A 17660-nucleotide genomic window follows, 5' to 3' on the forward strand; every position below is an offset into this window, starting at 1 on the left:
TCGTTCGGATCGACAGGCGCGTCAGGCCAGGTCCTCGGCCTCCACGGCGGTCCGGTGGTGCAGCACCTGCTCGCGTACCCTCCGGGCCGCGTCCCCGTCGGCGAAGAGGCCCCGCAGGTCGGCCAGGGCCGGCTCCGGCGGGTCGAGCGGCACGGCCGGGTCGACCACCGCCTCCAGCACGCTGGGCCGGTCGGCGGCGAGGACCTCGTCCCAGGCCGGCCCGACCAGCTCGGGGCGGTCCACCCGGACGCCGTGCAGGCCGAGCAGCCGGGCCCAGCCGGCGTACGGCACGTCGGGGCGCCGGTGGGTGACGGCACCGGTCGGGTGCCGTCCGCCGCCCATGCCGGAGTGGTCGCGGTTGTTGAGCACCAGCACCACCAGCCGGGGATCCCGCCACTCCTGCCAGTGATGCGCCACGGTGATCAGCTCGGCCAGGCCGTTGAGCTGCATCGCGCCGTCGCCGAGCAGGGCGAGCACGGGCTCGTCGGGGCGGGCCAGCTTGGCGGCCACCGCGTACGGCAGGGCGCAGCCCATCGAGCCGAGCGTGCCGCAGAGCTGCGCCCGGACCCCCGGGGGCAGTTGGAGGTGCCGGGCGTACCAGTAGATGACCGAGCCGACGTCCACCGCGACGGCCCCCCGCTGCGGCATCCGGGCGGCCAGTTCCTGCACCACGAGCTGCGGGTTCACCGGCTCGGCCGGGGCCCCGGCCCGCTCGGCGGCGGCCTCCCGCCAGCGGTCCACCGAGGTCTCGACCACGCTCCGCCACTGCGGGTTGGGCCGGTCCGGCACCCGGCCGAGCAGCGCCCGCAGCGTGTCGGCCGCGTCGCCCACCAGCGGCACGTCCACCGGGTAGCGGGCCCCGATCCGCCGGCCGTCGATGTCGATCTGGATGGTCCGTACCTGCCCGGGCAGCGGGTACCAGTCGGTCCACGGGTCGTTGGTGCCGACCAGCAGCAGCGTGTCGCAGCTCCCCATGAGCTGGGCGGCGGCGGTCGTGCCCACCTCGCCGAGCACACCGGTGTGGTACGGCAGTCGCTCGTCCAGCACGGGCTTGCCGAGCAGCGACGTCGCCACGCCCGCGCCGAGCCGGTCGGCCAGCATGACGATCTCGTCCGCCGCGCCGTGCGCCCCCTGCCCGACCAGGATCGCCACCCGCTGCCCGGTGCCGAGCAGCGAGGCCGCCGCGTCCAGGTCCCCCTCGTGCGGCAGCACCCGGGCCAGCGGCTCACCGGGGGTCGCGGACATGACGCCGGCGGTCTGCGGCAGCAGGTCCGGTACGGCGGCCACCTGCAACGCGTGCGGCAGCACCACGCAGGTCGGGCTGCGGGTCGCGGCCGCGGTGCGGAACGCCTGGTCGAGCAGCGCCGGCACCTGGCCGGGCACCCGCCCGTACCGGACGAACTGGTTGCACACGTCGCCGAAGAGGCGGCTCAGCCCGATCTCCTCGTGCGCCCCGCCGAGCGGCCCGGTGACGTCCTCCCCGACGATCGCCACCACCGGCTTGCTGTCCAGCTTGGCGTCGTAGAGGCCGTTGAGCAGGTGCACGGCGCTCGGCCCCTGGGTGGCCAGGCAGACCCCGATCTCCCCGGTGAACTTGGCGTGGCCGGTGGCCATGAACGCGGCGGTCTCCTCGTGCCGGGCGGGAATGAACTCCGGGTCACCGCCGGCGGCGTCCAGCGCGGCCACCAGCGGTTCGATCGCGGCTCCCGGATAGCCGAACGCCCGCGGCACCCGCCAGGCACGCAGGCGCTCGACGACCAGGTCGGCCACCGTACGGTCAGGCATTGCCCCGCCCGGGCGTGCTCGCGTCGACGTACCGGAGCACCGCGCCGACCCCGTCGGTGAGTTCCGGCGCCTCCTCGGGTGCGAGCACGGTGAGCTCGGCGTCGGTGCCGACCAGCGCGCGCAGCAACGCGGCGTCGGCGCGGACCCGTTGCGGGTCGGCCACCGACATCGCGGCCAACTGCTGCGGATCGGTGGCGATCTCGGTCGGCTCGGGACCCACCCAGAGCTCCCCGTCGGCGGCCGGGTCGTCCACGATCAGCATGGTGTCGACCTGGTTGCGTTGCAGGGCGGAGACGACCGCGTCCAGACCGGCCCCGACGTCCTCCTGCAGACCGAAGCGGTCCAAGGCGGCGGCGATCCGCTGGTCGGCGACCTCCGCCACGGTCTGCACCGTGAGATCGTCCATCAGCGTGTCGTCGGCGCCCACGTTGCGGGAGCCGGCGTCGGTGCGGACCAGCACGTCCTGCCAGCGCTCGGGGAGCTGGGCGGCGATCATCCCGGTGGCCCGGATGTCCCCGGCCACCACCACCACGTCCGCGCCCACCTTGTCGGCCAGCTCGGCGGTGGCCGCGGCGGCGTCGCCGGCGTTGTGGTGCCACGCCTCCATCGCCGCGCGCTGGTAGCGCGACTGCGACCAGCCGCCCGGCTGCACCCGGCGCAGCTGCCAGCTCTCCCGTCCCTTGATGGTGGCCCGGCGGGGCACCCCGCCGGCGCTGACGGCGACCGCGTCGGCCCCGGTCCGGTCGGCCAGTACCCGCACCCAGGCGATCTGCTCGCCGCGCTGGGCGACCAGCGGCATGGTGTGCGGCAGGGCGGACCAGGTGGCGAGGTCCCGCAGCGGCGGTGCGGAGAGGTATTCGGTCAGCACCACCCGACCCCGATTGGCGAAGACGGCGATGCCGTAGTCCCCCGGCATCGGGTCGTGCCGGCGCACGACCTCCTCGACCGCGTCGATGGTCACCGGGTCGCCACCCTGCTCCAGCAGGTGCCCCTTGAGGGACCGCCACCGCAGGTCCACCTGGGGACGCGAGTCGTGGGTGTCCCGGGAGGCGTCCAGGTACACCGAACACCACGGCCCCGGACGGTCGTAGAGCGGGCGCAGGAAGGACAGCTGCATGCTCGACCCCTTTCCAGCTCGGCCGCACGCATACCCAGGCCGCCCGGGATGTCACCTGGCCGGCCGGGTGCGTGACCGGAGTTCATTCACGTCGTTCAACCCGAAGGGCCGATACCATCGGTGAACGGAACGGGACTCTGGGTGGTGAACATGGACACGGAGCTGCACACCCGGCGCGTCGTCCGGCCGGCGGAACGCATCGTCACCGGCCGGCTGGTCCGGCTGATGGAGGGGTACGCCCGCGAGGTGCGGGTCGGGCAGCCCGTCCTGGTCGCGGTGCTCACCGCAGCCGGGGTGGCGGGGCTGCTGATGCGGGTGGCCCGGGCGCTGCTCAGCAGCGGCGGCGGGGGTGCCCGGCGCAGCTTCAAGGAGCTGAAGAAGGGCCCCGAGTTCCTGGTCACCCCGGTCCGGGTCCGGGACACCGCGGACCGGCTGGTGGAGGTGGAGCTGCACGGCCACCTGCCGCAGAGCGCCCTGCACCCCGGGGACCAGGTGCAGCTCACCCTGCGCCCGCAGCGCGACGCGGACCTGCCGCCGCGGATCGAGCGGATCGTCAACCTGACCACGGGGCAGCTGCTGACGCCGCGGACCGCGACGGTCTGGTCCCACCTGGGCCCGCCGTTGCTCCTGCAGGCGGCCCTGGGCGCGCTGTTGGTGCTGGGGCTCGCCGCCTGGTCGGTGCTGACCTGAGGTTTCCGTCCCGGGGCGCCCGGGCACCGCTGGGTCCATGTTCGCCGGTTTCACCCTCGACGAGATCGACGTCGGCCCGGTCCGGTTACGGGTCCGGCACGGCGGTTCCGGGCCGCCGGTGGTGCTGCTGCACGGGCACCCGCGTACCCACGCCACCTGGCACCGGGTCGCCCCGCTGCTCGCCGCCCGGCACACGGTGATCTGCCCGGACCTGCGCGGCTACGGCGGCTCGTCGAAGCCACCGAGCGACCCGGCGCACACCACGTACGCCAAACGGGCCATGGCCGCCGACGTGGTCGCGCTGCTCGACGCGCTCGGCCACCCGCGGGCCGCGGTGGTCGGCCACGACCGGGGCGCGTACGTGGCGATGCGGACCGCGCTGGACCACCCGGACCGGGTGACCCGGCTCGGGGTGCTCGACGGGGTGCCGATCGGCGAGGCCCTGGCCCGCTGCGACGCCGGGTTCGCGGCCCGCTGGTGGCACTGGTTCTTCCTCGGGCAGCTCGCCAAGCCGGCCGAGCGGGTGATCAACGCCGACCCCGACGCCTGGTACGGCGGCTCGCCGGAGGCCATGGGCGCGGAGGCGTACGCCGACTACCGGCGGGCCATCCACGACCCGGCCACCGTGCACGCGATGTGCGAGGACTACCGGGCCGGGCTCGGCCCCGACCGGGCCGCGGACGACGCGGACCGGGCCGCCGGGCGGCGCATCGGTTGCCCGGTGCTCTTCGTCTGGTCCGAGCGGGACGACATGGTGGACCTGTACGGCGATCCGGCGGCGATCTGGCGGGACTGGGCCGACGACGTCCGGGCCGCGTCGGTGCCGTCGGGCCACCACATGGCCGAGGAGGCGCCGCGGGAACTGGCTGCCCTGCTGGGCGACTTCCTCGCCGGCTGACGCCGGGCCCGCGAGAGGGATCACCGGGCCCATCGTTGGGTAGATAAAAGGTCCATCGGGCCTTCCCTGCCCCGCCGTCCCGTGCGAGGTTAGGGAAACCAGCGGTGACAGGGCGGTGACCATGGGCGAGGACGTCGGCGCGCGGACCTTCAGCCGGGAGGACCGGGCCCGCTACCGGGAGAAGGTACGGCGCTGCCTGGACGTCTTCGCCGAGATGCTGCGCGAGTCGCGCTTCGACGTGGAGCGGCCGATGACCGGGCTGGAGATCGAACTGAACCTGGTCGACGACGACGCCCAGCCCGCCATGCGCAACGCCGACGTGCTCGCCGCGGTCGCCGACCCAAGCTTCCAGACGGAGCTGGGACAGTTCAACGTGGAGATCAACGTGGCGCCCCGCCGGCTCGCCGGCAAGGGCACCGCACAGTTCGAGGAGCACGTACGGGCCAGCCTGAACGCGGCCGAGGAGAAGGCCCGTACGGTCGACGCGCACATGGTGATGATCGGCATCCTGCCCACCCTGCGGCCCGAGCACCTGACCGCCGCCACCCTCTCGGCGAACCCCCGCTACGAGTTGCTCAACGAGCAGATCTTCGCCGCCCGCGGTGAGGACCTGCCGATCTCGATCAGCGGGGTGGAACGGCTGGCCACCACCGCCGACACCATCACCCCCGAGGCGGCCTGCACCAGCACCCAGTTCCACCTCCAGGTGAGCCCCGCCCAGTTCGCCGACCACTGGAACGCCGCCCAGGCGATCGCCGGGGTGCAGGTCGCGCTCGGCGCGAACTCGCCGCTGTTCTTCGGCCGCGAGCTGTGGCGGGAGACCCGGATCCCGCTGTTCCAGCAGGCCACCGACACCCGCTCCGAGGAGATCAAGGCCCAGGGGGTACGCCCGCGGGTCTGGTTCGGGGAACGCTGGATCACCAGCGTGTTCGACCTCTTCGAGGAGAACGTGCGCTACTTCCCGGCGCTGCTGCCGGTCTGCGATGCGGAGGACCCGGCGCGGGCGCTGGCCGCCGGCGAGGTGCCCAAGCTCGCCGAGCTGCGGCTGCACAACGGCACCATCTACCGCTGGAACCGCCCGGTGTACGACGTGCTGAAGGGCCGCCCGCACCTGCGGGTCGAGAACCGGGTGCTGCCGGCCGGACCGACCGTGGTGGACACGGTCGCCAACGGCGCCTTCTACTTCGGCCTGGTCCGGGCCCTCGCCGAGTCGGACCGGCCGCTGTGGTCGCAGATGTCGTTCAGCGCCGCCGAGGAGAACTTCAACACCTGCGCCCGGCACGGCATCGACGCCCAGGTGTTCTGGCCGGGGCTGGGTTACCTGCCGGTGACCGAACTGGTGCTGCGCCGGCTGCTGCCGCTGGCGTACCACGGGTTGGACCGGTGGGGCCTCGATCCGGGCGAGCGGGACCGGCTGCTCGGGATCATCGAGCAGCGCTGCCTGACCGGGCGCAACGGCGCCACCTGGCAGGTGGAGACCCTGCACCGGCTGGAGTCCGCCGACCACCTGGACCGGCCGGAGGCGCTGCGCGAGGTGGTCCGCCACTACGTCGACCTGATGCACAGCAACCGCCCGGTCCACGAGTGGCCGCTGCCCTGAGGCAGCAGGACTTGCTTCCGGCCGACGCCGGCTCCGGCTCGGGCTGCGGCCATCGATCATCACACGGAGCGACCTGCCGCCGTCCCGGCACCGACCCCCGCGCCGCCTTTGCTCTGCTTCAACCGGCGCAACAGGCACGCTGCGTGATCAGGGGCCCGTCGCACTCGGGGTCACCACCGATCACATCGCAGCAGCTCAGGGCGGTGTTGCGTGGGTTGAAGCAGAGCAAAGGGCAGTGCAGGCAGGTGCCGGGGCGGAACAAGACCGTCATCGTCCGTGATTGAGGCAACGAAGGCGGAGAGTAACCGCCGGCAGCCTGCCGAAACCGGCCACGCGGTCGGGTGACGAGCGGGCCGAAATCCGGATGCCCCGGCCGGCGCAGCCGTGGGCGCCGGCGTACGGCTACGACGGCGACCGAGTGGCCTTCGGCGCGGTGGTCGCCGCGCGGGCCCGGTTGAACGCGGACGTGATCCGCCGACGGCGACCCGACCTGCGCGGCCCTGCTGCCCGTCGCCGACGAGTACGACGCGCCGGCCCGAGGGGTGGACGAGCTGCCCCCGGAGTTCTGGGCGGCCGCCGGAGGGTCAGAGCGGGTTCGGGCGGACACTCGCGCCGTCCGACTCGTGCACCCTGCCGATCGACGCTGGCGGATATGGGGTCACGGCAGGGTCAGAGCGCCACGATCGCGGCCGACTCGGCCGGCAGCTCGAGGCCGTCCCGCATCACCGTCACCCCGCTCTCGGTGGCGAGCAGCACGCTGCGCACCACACCAGGCAGGTTGATCCGCTGCGGCTTGCCGGCCAGGTTCGCCACCACCAGGCACTCGCCCCGGCGCATCAGCAGGAACTGGTCGCCGTGCCGGACCTCGACCTGGCCGAGCCGGGGGTCGGACAGGTCCGGCCGGCGCTTGCGCAGGGCGATCAGCCGCCGGTAGAAGTCGTACATCTCCCGGTGCTCGGGCTTGTCCAGCTCGGCCCAGTCCAGCCGGGAGCGGAGGAAGGTCTGCGGGTCCTGCGGGTCGGGCACCTCCCCCGGCGGCCAGCCGTGCGCGGCGAACTCCCGCTTCCGCCCGGTGGCCACCGCGGCCGCCAACTCCGGCTCGGGATGGCTGGTGAAGAACTGCCAGGGGGTGCTCGCCGCCCACTCCTCCCCCATGAACAGCATCGGGGTGAAGGGCGCGGTCATCAGCAGGGTGGCGCCGACCCGCAGCAGCCCGGCCGACAGGGTGGCGGAGATCCGGTCGCCGGTGGCCCGATTGCCGACCTGGTCGTGGTTCTGCAGGTACGCCACGAACCGGTGGCCGGGCGTCCGCTGCCGGTCGACCGGCCGGCCGTGGCTGCGGTTGCGGAAGCTGGACCAGGTGCCGGCGTGGAAGAAGGCGCCGGTGAGCACGTCGGTCAGGCATTCGAGGGAGCCGAAGTCCCCGTAGTAGCCCTGCCGTTCCCCGGTCAGCAGGGTGTGCAGCGCGTGGTGCGCGTCGTCGTTCCACTGCGCGTGCAGGCCGTACCCGCCGGCCTCCCGCGGGGTGATCAGGCGGGGGTCGTTGAGGTCGGACTCGGCGATCAGGGACAGCGGTCGGCCGAGGTGGGTGGAGAGCGCCTCGACGTCGGCCGCCATCTGCTCCAGCAGGTGGGTGGCCCGGGAGTCGGGCATGGCGTGCACGGCGTCCAGCCGGAGCCCGTCGACGTGGTAGTCGCGCAGCCACATCAGCACGCTGTCGATGATGTAGCGGCGCACCCCGTCGGAGTGCGGGCCGTCGAGGTTAACGGTGCGGCCCCAGGGGTTGTTCTGCTCGGCGAGGTACGGCGCGAACATCGGCGCGTAGGCCCCGGAGGGCCCGAAATGGTTGTAGACGACGTCGAGGATCACCCCCAGCCCCTTGGCGTGCGCGGCGTCGACCAGGCGCTTGAGTCCGTCCGGGCCGCCGTACGGCTGGTGCGGCGCGTACCAGCAGACCCCGTCGTAGCCCCAGTTGCGCTCGCCGTTGAAGGCGTTGACCGGCAGCAGCTCGATCAGGTCGACACCCAGCTCGACCAGGTGGTCCAGGCGATCGATGGCGGCGTCGAAGGTGCCCTCCGGGGTGAAGGTGCCCACGTGCAGCTCGTAGAGGACGCTGCCGGGCAGTTGCCGGCCGGTCCAGCCCTGGTCGGTCCAGCGGAAGGCGCCGTGGTCGTAGACCCGGCTCGGCCCGTGCACGCCGGCCGGCTGCCACGCCGACCGGGGATCGGGCAGGGCCTGCTCGTCGTCGTCGAGGAGATAGGTGTAGTCGGTGCCCGGTCCGGTGCCGGGCACCTCGACCCGCCACCAGCCGCCGGGGCCCGGACGCATGTCGTGGTCGGCGACGCCGGGCAGGCGCAGCCGGACCCGGTGGGCCTCGGGCGCCCACACCGCGAACTCGGTCATGCGGCAGCCTCCACGGAGTCGGCGGGAGCCAGCAGGGCGACGGGATAGGTGCTCAACAGATCATCCAGGAGCAGCTCAGACCCACTGTAGACCCGACCGGTGAACATGTCCGTAACCCGATGAACAGAAATCGACAGTCTCGTGTCGCGCCAGCCGCCGGCCCGGGCCAGCCGCAGCGGCAGCCGGGTCGCGACCGCGATCGCGCCGCCCCGGTCGAAGGCCACCGCGTGCGCGCCGGCCGGGCCGTGCGCCGGCACCGGGCGGTAGCCGGTGAACAGCTCGGGGTGGTCCCGCCGCAGCCGCAGCGCCCGGGACACCACGAGCAGCTTGGCCGCGCCGTCCGCGGCCACCGCCGGCCGCTCGCCGGCGTCGAGCCGGGCCAGCAGCTCCCGGCGTACGGCGAAGTCGACCGGGCGCCGGTTGTCCGGGTCGACCAGCGAGTTCTCCCAGAGCTCGGTGCCCTGGTAGGTGTCGGGCACGCCGGGCATGGCGAGCTGCACCAGCTTCTGCCCGAGCGAGTTGGACCAGCCCGCCGGGGTGATGTCGGCGACGAAGGCGTTGATCTCGCCGTGCAGGTCCGGGTCGTCGTACATCCGGTCGACCAGGGCGTGCAGTTCGCGCTCGAAGGCCGGGTCGGGGTCCGCCCAGCTGGTCGCCACCGACGCCTCCCGGGCGGCCTTCTCCGCGTACGCGTGCAGCCGCTCCCGCTCGATCGGCCAGGCGCCGACGGCGGTCTGCCAGAGCAGATGAGCGAAGGCCGGGTCGGCCAACGGCGCCCGGGACATCCAGTCCCCCACCCGCTCGGCCCAGCGCCGCGGCAGCTCGGACAGCACGGCGAGCCGGGCCCGGACGTCCTCGCCGCGCTTGGTGTCGTGGGTGGAGAGCGTGGTCATGCTGGCCGGCCAACGCACCTGCCGGGCGGCGGCGAAGCGGTGGAACTCGGCCGGCGGCACGCCGAAGTGGGCCGGGCTGCCGCCGACCTCGTTGAGCGCGACGAACCGGCTCCACCGGTAGTACGCCGTGTCCTCCACACCCTTGGCCATGACCGCGCCGGTGAGCTGTGGGAACCGGGCGGCCAGCTCGTGCCCGGGGTCGCGCAGCCGGGCGGTGACCGCGTCCAGGACGGCGGTCAGGTCGGGGCGGCGCCGGCCGGCCTCGGACCGGGCGGCGGCGAGGTGCCGGGCGCCCTCCGGCGGGTAGCCCCGGTAGACCGGGAAGCAGGCGGCCAGCTCGGCCAGGGCCGCCCGGGCCTGCTCGGGGGGCAGTTCGGGCACCAGCGCGGCGAGCCGGCTCAGCTCGGCGGCGAGCAGCCGGGTGGCGGCCTCGAGCTTGGTGCGGTGGGTCAGCTCCGGCCAGGAGGTGCGCCGCCCGGTCAGCCGGGTGTCCAGGGCGGTGAAGTCCCCCTCGGCGTCCGGGTCCACGAAGAGCCCACCGGCGGCGGCCAGCGCGTCGTAGCCGGTGGTGCCGTCCACCGGCCAGTCCGGCAGCTCCTCGCCGTACTCGAGGATCTTCTCCACCACCAGCCAGGCGTCCGGGGCGGCGGCGCGCAGCCGGGCCAGGTAGCCGGCCGGGTCGCGCAGCCCGTCCGGGTGGTCGACCCGGATGCCGGCCAGGTCGCCCGCCGCAGCCCAGCGCAGGATCTCCGCGTGCGTGGCGCGGAACACCTCCGGGTCCTCCACCCGCAGCCCGGCCAGGTCGGAGACGGCGAAGAACCGCCGGTACGTCAGCTCGGTGTCGCCGCGGCGCCAGTTGACCATCTCGTAGTGCTGCCGGTCGTGCACCTGGCGGGGGGTGCCGTCGCCGGTGCCGTCGGCGATCGGGAAACGGTGCTCGTGGTAGCGCAGCTCCCCGTCGACCACCTTGAGGTCGTCGAGCGCCTCCGGGGTGTCGGCGAGCACCGGCAGCAGCAGCCGGCCGCGGTCCCAGTCGATGTCGAACCAGTCCGCGTACGCGGATTCGCGTCCTCGGCGCAGCACGTCCCACCAGGCCGGGTTGGCCTCCGGCCGGGCGACCCCGGCGTGGTTGGGGACGATGTCCACGACCAGGCCGAGCCCGGCCGCGCGCAGCGCCCGGACCAGGCGCTGCCGGCCGCCCTCGCCACCGAGTTCCGGGTTGACGGCCCGGTGGTCGACCACGTCGTAGCCGTGCGCCGAGCCCGGGGTGGCGGCCAGCAGCGGCGCGCTGTAGAGGTGGGTGACGCCCAGGTCGCGCAGGTAGTCGGCGAGCCCGGCGGTGGCGTCGAGGTCGAAGCCGGGCCGCACCTGAACCCGGTAGGTCGACCGGGCGGTGTCCGGCATGTTCAGGCCGTCCTCTCCAGGACCAGGAGCGAGCGATCGGGTACGCAGACGCTGCCGCCCGCCTCGACCACCGTGCTCTTCTCCGGATCCGGTTCCGCGGTGTTGATGACCAGCTCCCACCGCTGCCCGAACTCCGCCGGTGGCAGGGTGAAGTCCAGCGGCGCGTCGTGCGCGTTGAACAGCAGCAGGAACGAGTCGTCCCGGTGGCGCTGGCCGTACTGGCCGCGCTCCGGGATGCCATCGCCGTTGACGAAGAGGGCCACCGAGCGACCGAAGTCGTTGCCCCAGTCCTCGCCGGTCATCTCCCGACCGTCGGGGGTGTACCAGGCCAGGTCGGGCAGGGCGGAGCCGGCGGCCCGTCCGCCCACCGGCAGCCCGGTGAAGAAGCGGCGCCGCTGGAACACCCGGTGCCGCCCGCGGAACTCGGTGAGTCGCTGCACGAACGCGAGCAGCTCCTCGTCGGCCCGCTCCCAGTCGACCCAGGCCAGCTCGCTGTCCTGGCAGTAGGCGTTGTTGTTGCCGTGCTGGGTGCGGCCCAGCTCGTCGCCGTGGCCGATCATCGGCACGCCCTGGGACAGGATCAGGGTGGCCAGGAAGTTGCGCCGCTGCCGGGCGCGCAGGGCGAGCACGCCGGGGTCGTCGGTCTCCCCCTCGACGCCGCAGTTCCAGGAGCGGTTGTGGCTCTCGCCGTCCCGGTTCTCCTCGCCGTTGGCCTCGTTGTGCTTGTCGTTGTACGAGACCAGGTCGTTGAGGGTGAATCCGTCGTGGCAGGTGACGAAGTTGATGCTGTGGAACGGGCGGCGCCCGTCGTCCTGGTACAGGTCCGCGGAGCCGGAGATCCGGGAGGCGAACTCGGCCAGCGTGTTCGGCTCCCCGCGCCAGAAGTCCCGCACCGTGTCCCGGTACTTGCCGTTCCACTCGGTCCACTGCGGCGGGAAGTTGCCGACCTGGTAGCCGCCCGGCCCGACGTCCCACGGCTCGGCGATCAGCTTGACCCGGCCGACCACCGGGTCCTGCTGCACCACCTCGAAGAAGGTGGAGAGGCGGTCGACCTCGTAGAACTCGCGGGCCAGGGTGGCGGCGAGGTCGAACCGGAAGCCGTCGACGTGCATCTCGGTGACCCAGTAGCGCAGCGAGTCCATGATCAGCTGGAGCGAGTGCGGGCTGCGCACGTTGAGGCTGTTGCCGGTGCCGGTGTAGTCGACGAAGTAGCGCCGGTCCTCCTCGGAGAGCCGGTAGTAGCTCGGGGTGTCGATGCCCTTGAAGCTCAGCGAGGGGCCGAGGTGGTTGCCCTCGGCGGTGTGGTTGTAGACCACGTCGAGGATGACCTCGATGCCGGCCGCGTGCAGCGCCTTGATCATGCCGCGGAACTCCTGCACCTGCTGGCCGAGCCGGCCGAGCGCCGAGTAGCCGTGGTGCGGGGCGAAGAAGCCGATGGTGTTGTAGCCCCAGTAGTTGCGCAGGCCGAGGTCGGCCAGGCGGTGGTCGTGCACGAACTCGTGCACCGGCATCAGCTCGACCGCCGTCACCCCGAGCCGCTTGAAGTAGTCGATCATCACCGGGGAGGCGATGGCCGCGTACGTGCCGCGCAGCTCCTCCGGGATGCCGGGGTGGCGCATGGTCAGCCCGCGCACGTGCGCCTCGTAGATCACCGAGTGGTGGTACGGGGTGCGCGGCGGCTTGTCGTTGCCCCAGTCGAAGTACGGGTTCACCACCACCGACTTGGGCATGAACGGCGCCGAGTCGGTCTCGTTGCGCCGGTCCGGGTCGCCGCCCATCTCGTAGTCGTAGACCGCCGGGTCCCAGGTGATCTCCCCGTCGACCGCCTTGGCGTAGGGGTCGAGCAGCAGCTTGTGCGGGTTGCACCGCAGCCCGTTGGCCGGGTCCCACGGGCCGTGCACCCGGTAGCCGTACCGCTGGCCGGGCTCGATCCCCGGGAGGTACGCGTGCCAGACGTACGCGTCGACCTCGCGCAGCTCGACCCGGAGCTCGGCGCCGGTGTCCCACTCGTCGAACAGGCAGAGCTCAATCTTCTCCGCCACCTCTGAGAAGATCGCGAAGTTGGTTCCCATCCCGTCGTACGTGGCACCGAGGGGATAGCTCTCGCCCGGCCAGACCTGCATGTCGCTCCTTCGGCCATGATCATGAGCGCACCGGACGGGTGGACCGCCGGTGCGCACGCCGCTAATGCCCCGCCCTACCGTCCGCCAATCCATCCGTTCGGACCGTAACCCGAATCCACCCACCTGGCCCCGACTGGCCCTTCGGGTGTCTTCCGTCACGAACGCCCTTTTCGAGATGCGGGTCGGCGGGAGTTGGCGTTTCCTTGTTCGTGGACGCGCGCGCCCGCACGGGTCCACTCGGCCTCTCGGCCACCCTCACCACGCTTCCCACGCCGCCAGTGTCGCCGGCGCGTCCCAGCATGCATGGACGGAGATTGATGTGACCACCCTGCGGGTCGGCGAGCAGCCCGCCACCGCGACAGACCGGACCCACCGGCCCACCCTCACCTCCCGCCCCACCATCCCGCAGCAGAACGGCACGCCGCCCCGGACCCGGCGCATCCTCATGCTGTCGTGGGAGTACCCGCCGGTGCTCGTCGGCGGCCTCGGCCGCCACGTACACGCCCTCTCCGTCGCGCTGGCCGCCGCCGGCCACGAGGTCACCGTCGTCACCCGCCACGCCGAGGGCGCGCCCCTGGAGGAGTACGCCGACGGTGTCCGGATCGTCCGCGCCGCCGAGGACCCGGTCACCTTCCCGCTCGCCACCGGCTCGCTGCTGGCCTGGACCATGGCGTTCAACCACACCCTCACCCGGGCCGCGCTGCGCGCCGCCGAGTCCGGCGGCTACGACGTCATCCACGCCCACGACTGGCTGGTCGCGCACACCGCCATGACGCTGCGCGAGCACCTGGACGTCCCGCTGGTCAGCACCATCCACGCCACCGAGGCGGGCCGGCACCAGGGCTGGCTGCCCGAGGAGATGAACCGGACCATCCACGGCGTCGAGCACTGGCTGGCCGCCGAGTCCGGCCGGGTGATCGTCTGCTCCGGCTACATGCGCGACGAGGTGACCGCGCTGTTCGGCGTGCCCGGCGCGCGGGTCGACGTGGTGCCCAACGGGGTCGAGCCGCAGCGCTGGCGGGTGCCCGCGAAGGCGATCGCCGCCGCCCGCGCCCGGTACGCCGGCGACGGTCCGCTGATCACCTTCGCCGGCCGGCTGGTCTACGAGAAGGGCGTGCAGCACCTGCTCGCCGGGCTCCCCCGGCTGCGGGAGCGGCACCCCGGGCTGCGCGCGGTGGTGGTGGGCGACGGCCCGTACAAGCCGGCCCTGGAGGCCGAGGTGCACCGGCTCGGCCTGGGCGGCACCGTCAGCATGCCGGGGTTCCTCGGAGGCGCGGACCTGCCCGCCGTGATGGCCGCCTCCGACTGCTTCGCGGTGCCGAGCATCTACGAACCCTTCGGCATGGTCGCCCTGGAGGGCGCGGCGGCCGGCGCGCCCCTGGCCGTTTCGCGCACCGGCGGGCTCGCCGAGATCGTCGAGCCGGGGGTCACCGGCATGACGTTCGCCCCGCAGGACCCGGACGGGCTCACCGAGGCGGTGCACGCGCTGCTGTCGGACCGGGACCGCGCCCGGGCCCTCGCCCGGCGCGCCCGCGCCATGGTCCACGAGCAGTACGGCTGGTCGGCGATCGCGTCCCGCACCGCGGCCACGTACGCCGCCGCGATCGCGGGCGACCCGGCGTTCACCGCCGCCCGGGCCGAGCAGCGGATGGCCGCCGGCCGGGCCCTGCCCGCCCTCCCGGAGGGCAACCTCCTCGCCGCCGCCGGCCTGCGCTGACGTCCGGGGGCCGGGCGGCCCGCGATGATCCACTCGGCTTGCGGCATCCCGCGGCTTCCACCGCGTACGACAGCCCGGGATGCCGCAGTCGGAGTGGATCACTGAGGCGGGCGGACGGGGCCGCCGGGTCACCGAGACGGCTCGACCCGGGTCGTCCGGTGGTCGTGATCTTCTGTCCAGGCTGGTCGCGCCCGGTGTCCATCGGGAAGACTCGCGTGGACCCCGTCGGGACGAGGGCCGAGGAGACGCGCGTGCGGGTGCTTCTGGTGGAAGACGACCTGCGCGTCGCGTCCGCACTGGCCTCGGCGCTGCGCCGTCGGGGCTTCGCGGTCATCGCGGCCACCACCGTCTCGGAGGCCACCGCCGCCGGTCCGGTCGACCTCGTCCTGCTCGACCTCAACCTGCCGGATCAGGATGGCCTGGAGCTGTGCCGGCGGATCCGCCGGCGCGACGAGGACGTCGCCATCATCGCGGTGACCGCCCGCTCCGAGGAGCGGGACCGGGTGGCCGGGCTGCGGGCGGGCGCCGACGACTACGTCGTGAAGCCGTTCTCGATGGCCGAACTGCAGGCCCGGATCGAGGCGGTGCTGCGCCGGACGACCCGCAACGCGCGGGTCGAGGAGGCGCTGGAGGTCGGTGACCTGCGGGTCGACCTGAACGCCCGGCGGGTCTGGTTGTCCGGCCGGGAGCTGAGCCTGACCCGTAAGGAGTTCGAACTGCTGATGGCGCTGGCCCGGCAGGCGGGGACGGTCGTGTCCCGGGAACGGCTGCTGATGGACGTCTGGCAGAGCACCTGGAACTCCGGGCACACCCTCGACGTCCACGTGGCGGCGCTGCGCGGCAAGCTCGACGACGCCGGGCTGGTGGAGACCGTACGCGGGGTGGGCTACCGGCTGCGGGCGAGCTGACCGGCGGGGTTCACCGCCGCATCCTCAGATCAACCTCAAGAATTCGCCCGCCGTCGACCGCGGACGGGGTGGTTGGCATGTGCTGTCCGCACCCGTGTCATCCCACTGTTCTGGAGCTTCCATGAGAGACAGACGGACGACGGCCCTCCTCTCCGTCCTGCTCGCCGCGGCCCTCGCGGCGGTCATCGGAGCCGTACCCGCGCAGGCCGACCCGGCCGCCGACGAGCCGAACCAGGTCCACGGCCTCACGGTCATCCAGGGCGACGGCTACGCCACCCTCGCCTGGACGCCGGTCGAGGGCGCCACCGACTACCAGATCGAGCGCACCCCGGTCGCCGCCGACGAGTCGGCCACCGGCCCGTCCGTGATCACCGGTGTCTGGCGGCCCAACCGCCAGATCAACAACTCCTCGCCGACCTTCGCCGACGCCGGGTTCAACCCGGGGGCGAGGTTCCAGTGGCGGGTACGCGCCCGCTTCGGGACCACCGCGCAGCCGTACTCCGAGCCGGTGTCCGGCACCACCTCGGCCCCGTGGGGCGACCCGAACGTGCCGGGCGAGAACCTCCGGACGCAGTGGGAGACCAGCCTCGCCGCGCAGTACACCAGCGACGTCGACGAGTACGCCTACACCGCGGCGATCGACGAGCTGAGCGACCGCGTCCGGGTCACCGAGATCGGCCGGACCGCGCTCGGGCGGCCGATCAACATGTTCGTCATCGGCTACCCGACCCCGCCGGCCACCCCGGCGGCGGTGGCCGCGACCTCGCCGCTGATGATCAACTGCAACGTGCACGGCAACGAGCCCGGTGACCGCGAGGGCTGCCTGATCATGGCGCGCAAGCTGGCCTTCAGCACCGACGCCCGGACGATCGACCTGCTGTCGCACACCACCGTCCTGATCGTGCCGACCATCAACGGGGACGGCCGGGCGGCCAACACCCGGGGCAACTCCACCGGCCAGGACCTCAACCGCGACTACTCGCTGATCCGCCAGCCGGAGACGTTCGCGCTGGTCCGGATGCTGCGCGACTACCGCCCGGTGGCCGGCTACGACGGGCACGAGTTCGGCAACTCCAGCGCCGGCGACCTGCCGATGCTGCCCCCGCGGCACCAGAACGTGGCCCAGTCGATCTTCGACGAGTCGCAGCACATGATCGAGGGCCACATGTACACCCAGGGCGCGAAGGACGGCTGGTGGCCCTGCCCGTACGGGTGCAACGGCGGCGGCAACGTGGGCCTGAGCGAGGAGACGATCCTGCGCAACACCCTCGGCCTCAAGAACGTCGTCAACTCGCTGCTGGAGCTGCGCAGCTCCGGCGGCACCACCCGGCCGGACGAGGGCAACACGGCCAACAACCGCCGGCGCAAGGCCTACTCCGCGATGTGGACCTTCAACCAGTTCCTCGACTACCACCGGGCGAACCTCAAGGAGATCACCTCGGCCCGGGCGGACGCGATCACCTTCCAGGTGTCGAACACCGGCCGGATCGTCTTCCGCGGCTCCCGGCCGATCGAGGCGTACCCGGCGCCGCACCCCGGTGAGGCCCCGCCGCCGCTCGACGCGCCGAAGGACGGCCAGATCCTCGACGACGTGCCGTGCGCGTACAAGCTCACCGAGGAGCAGTACCACGGCGAGCGCACCGACGGCCCCGCCGGCCAGCGCACCACCGTGGCCCAGCGGCTCGCCGCGCACGGACACAAGGTGGTCAAGGTCGCCGACGGGTACGTGGTGCCGCTGGCCCAGCCGGAGCGGGGGCTGATCCCCCTGCTGCTGGACGGGCAGGGAGTCGAGAACCTGGTGGACGGCGAGCGGGTGTACCCGACCGTGACCGGTGAGCACAGCGGCCAACTGGTGGTGTCCGGGGTGACCTGCCTGCGGGACGCCACGGTGACCGGCCCGGTCCGGGTCCGGGCGGGCGGGACGCTGATCGCGACCGGCTCGTGGATCACCGGCCCGGTCGACGCCACCGGCGCGGCCGGGGTCTTCCTGACCGACACCACGGTGGTGGGTCCGGTCCGGATCACCATACCAGCCGGCGTAGTCGGCGCCGCTCGCGCCGCCGTTGCCGCCGTAGTAGCCCAGCACCCGGCCGGTGCCCGGCTCCACCGCGACCAGCGCGGC

Annotated in this window: 11 protein-coding genes; 6 read left to right on the forward strand and 5 right to left on the reverse strand. The window is 73.2% G+C overall.

What is annotated here, in order from left to right:
• Positions 1-21: 21 nt before the first annotated feature.
• On the reverse strand, positions 22-1785 hold the full coding sequence (locus ACWEVO_RS09475; RefSeq protein WP_452307088.1) for a thiamine pyrophosphate-binding protein: 1764 nt from the start codon (positions 1783-1785) through the stop codon (positions 22-24).
• Positions 1778-2902: a baeRF2 domain-containing protein gene (locus ACWEVO_RS09480; RefSeq protein WP_452307089.1), complete on the reverse strand. Its 1125-nt coding sequence runs from the start codon at positions 2900-2902 to the stop codon at positions 1778-1780. The genes ACWEVO_RS09475 and ACWEVO_RS09480 overlap by 8 nt, the downstream gene beginning before the upstream one ends.
• Before the next feature lie 141 nt (positions 2903-3043).
• Here ACWEVO_RS09480 and ACWEVO_RS09485 point away from each other — a divergent pair, with 141 nt between their 5' ends.
• The 3 genes from ACWEVO_RS09485 (at position 3044) to ACWEVO_RS09495 (ending at position 6090) form a co-directional block, all read left to right on the forward strand.
• Positions 3044-3592: a hypothetical protein gene (locus ACWEVO_RS09485; protein ID WP_452307098.1), complete on the forward strand. Its 549-nt coding sequence runs from the start codon at positions 3044-3046 to the stop codon at positions 3590-3592.
• Between the two features lie 37 nt (positions 3593-3629).
• The gene (locus ACWEVO_RS09490) at positions 3630-4490 is read left to right on the forward strand and encodes an alpha/beta fold hydrolase (protein ID WP_452307090.1); all 861 of its coding nucleotides are present in this window, start codon (positions 3630-3632) and stop codon (positions 4488-4490) included.
• 121 nt (positions 4491-4611) lie between these two features.
• On the forward strand, positions 4612-6090 hold the full coding sequence (locus ACWEVO_RS09495) for a glutamate--cysteine ligase (protein WP_452307091.1): 1479 nt from the start codon (positions 4612-4614) through the stop codon (positions 6088-6090).
• Positions 6091-6759: 669 nt separating this feature from the next.
• On the opposite strand, the gene treZ is transcribed toward ACWEVO_RS09495, so the two are convergent.
• Genes treZ through glgX form a run of 3 tightly spaced genes read right to left on the reverse strand, consistent with a single transcriptional unit; the run spans position 6760 to position 12913 of the window.
• Complete coding sequence (gene treZ / locus ACWEVO_RS09500; protein WP_452307092.1) at positions 6760-8493, reverse strand: malto-oligosyltrehalose trehalohydrolase; 1734 nt, start codon at positions 8491-8493, stop codon at positions 6760-6762.
• A complete protein-coding gene (gene treY / locus ACWEVO_RS09505) occupies positions 8490-10790 on the reverse strand; it encodes a malto-oligosyltrehalose synthase (protein ID WP_452307093.1) in 2301 nt (766 codons plus the stop codon). The genes treZ and treY overlap by 4 nt, the downstream gene beginning before the upstream one ends.
• A gap of 2 nt (positions 10791-10792) precedes the next feature.
• Positions 10793-12913 (reverse strand): glycogen debranching protein GlgX, encoded by a 2121-nt coding sequence (gene glgX, locus ACWEVO_RS09510; protein WP_452307094.1) that lies wholly within the window; start codon positions 12911-12913, stop codon positions 10793-10795.
• Between the two features lie 319 nt (positions 12914-13232).
• On the opposite strand from glgX, the gene ACWEVO_RS09515 reads away from it, so the two are divergent.
• The 3 genes from ACWEVO_RS09515 to ACWEVO_RS09525 all read left to right on the forward strand — a co-directional run.
• Entirely contained in the window at positions 13233-14630 is a 1398-nt protein-coding gene (locus ACWEVO_RS09515) for a glycosyltransferase family 4 protein (RefSeq protein ID WP_452307095.1), read from the forward strand.
• Positions 14631-14881: 251 nt separating this feature from the next.
• The gene (locus ACWEVO_RS09520) at positions 14882-15538 is read left to right on the forward strand and encodes a response regulator transcription factor (protein ID WP_452307096.1); all 657 of its coding nucleotides are present in this window, start codon (positions 14882-14884) and stop codon (positions 15536-15538) included.
• Positions 15539-15659: 121 nt separating this feature from the next.
• On the forward strand, positions 15660-17660 hold a 2001-nt coding region (locus tag ACWEVO_RS09525), incomplete at its 3' end, for a M14 family zinc carboxypeptidase (protein WP_452307097.1).

The sequence above is a fragment of the Micromonospora sp. NPDC003776 genome (genome assembly GCF_053605645.1).

Bases quoted from the DNA above. Each gene is read 5' to 3' on its own strand.
- ACWEVO_RS09475 (WP_452307088.1), bottom strand. From the start codon at position 1,785: ATGCCTGACCGTACGGTGGCCGACCTGGTCGTCGAGCGCCTGCGTGCC.
- ACWEVO_RS09480 (WP_452307089.1), bottom strand. From the start codon at position 2,902: ATGCAGCTGTCCTTCCTGCGCCCGCTCTACGACCGTCCGGGGCCGTGG.
- ACWEVO_RS09490 (WP_452307090.1), top strand. From the start codon at position 3,630: ATGTTCGCCGGTTTCACCCTCGACGAGATCGACGTCGGCCCGGTCCGG.
- ACWEVO_RS09495 (WP_452307091.1), top strand. From the start codon at position 4,612: ATGGGCGAGGACGTCGGCGCGCGGACCTTCAGCCGGGAGGACCGGGCC.
- treZ (WP_452307092.1), bottom strand. From the start codon at position 8,493: ATGACCGAGTTCGCGGTGTGGGCGCCCGAGGCCCACCGGGTCCGGCTG.
- treY (WP_452307093.1), bottom strand. From the start codon at position 10,790: ATGCCGGACACCGCCCGGTCGACCTACCGGGTTCAGGTGCGGCCCGGC.
- glgX (WP_452307094.1), bottom strand. From the start codon at position 12,913: ATGCAGGTCTGGCCGGGCGAGAGCTATCCCCTCGGTGCCACGTACGAC.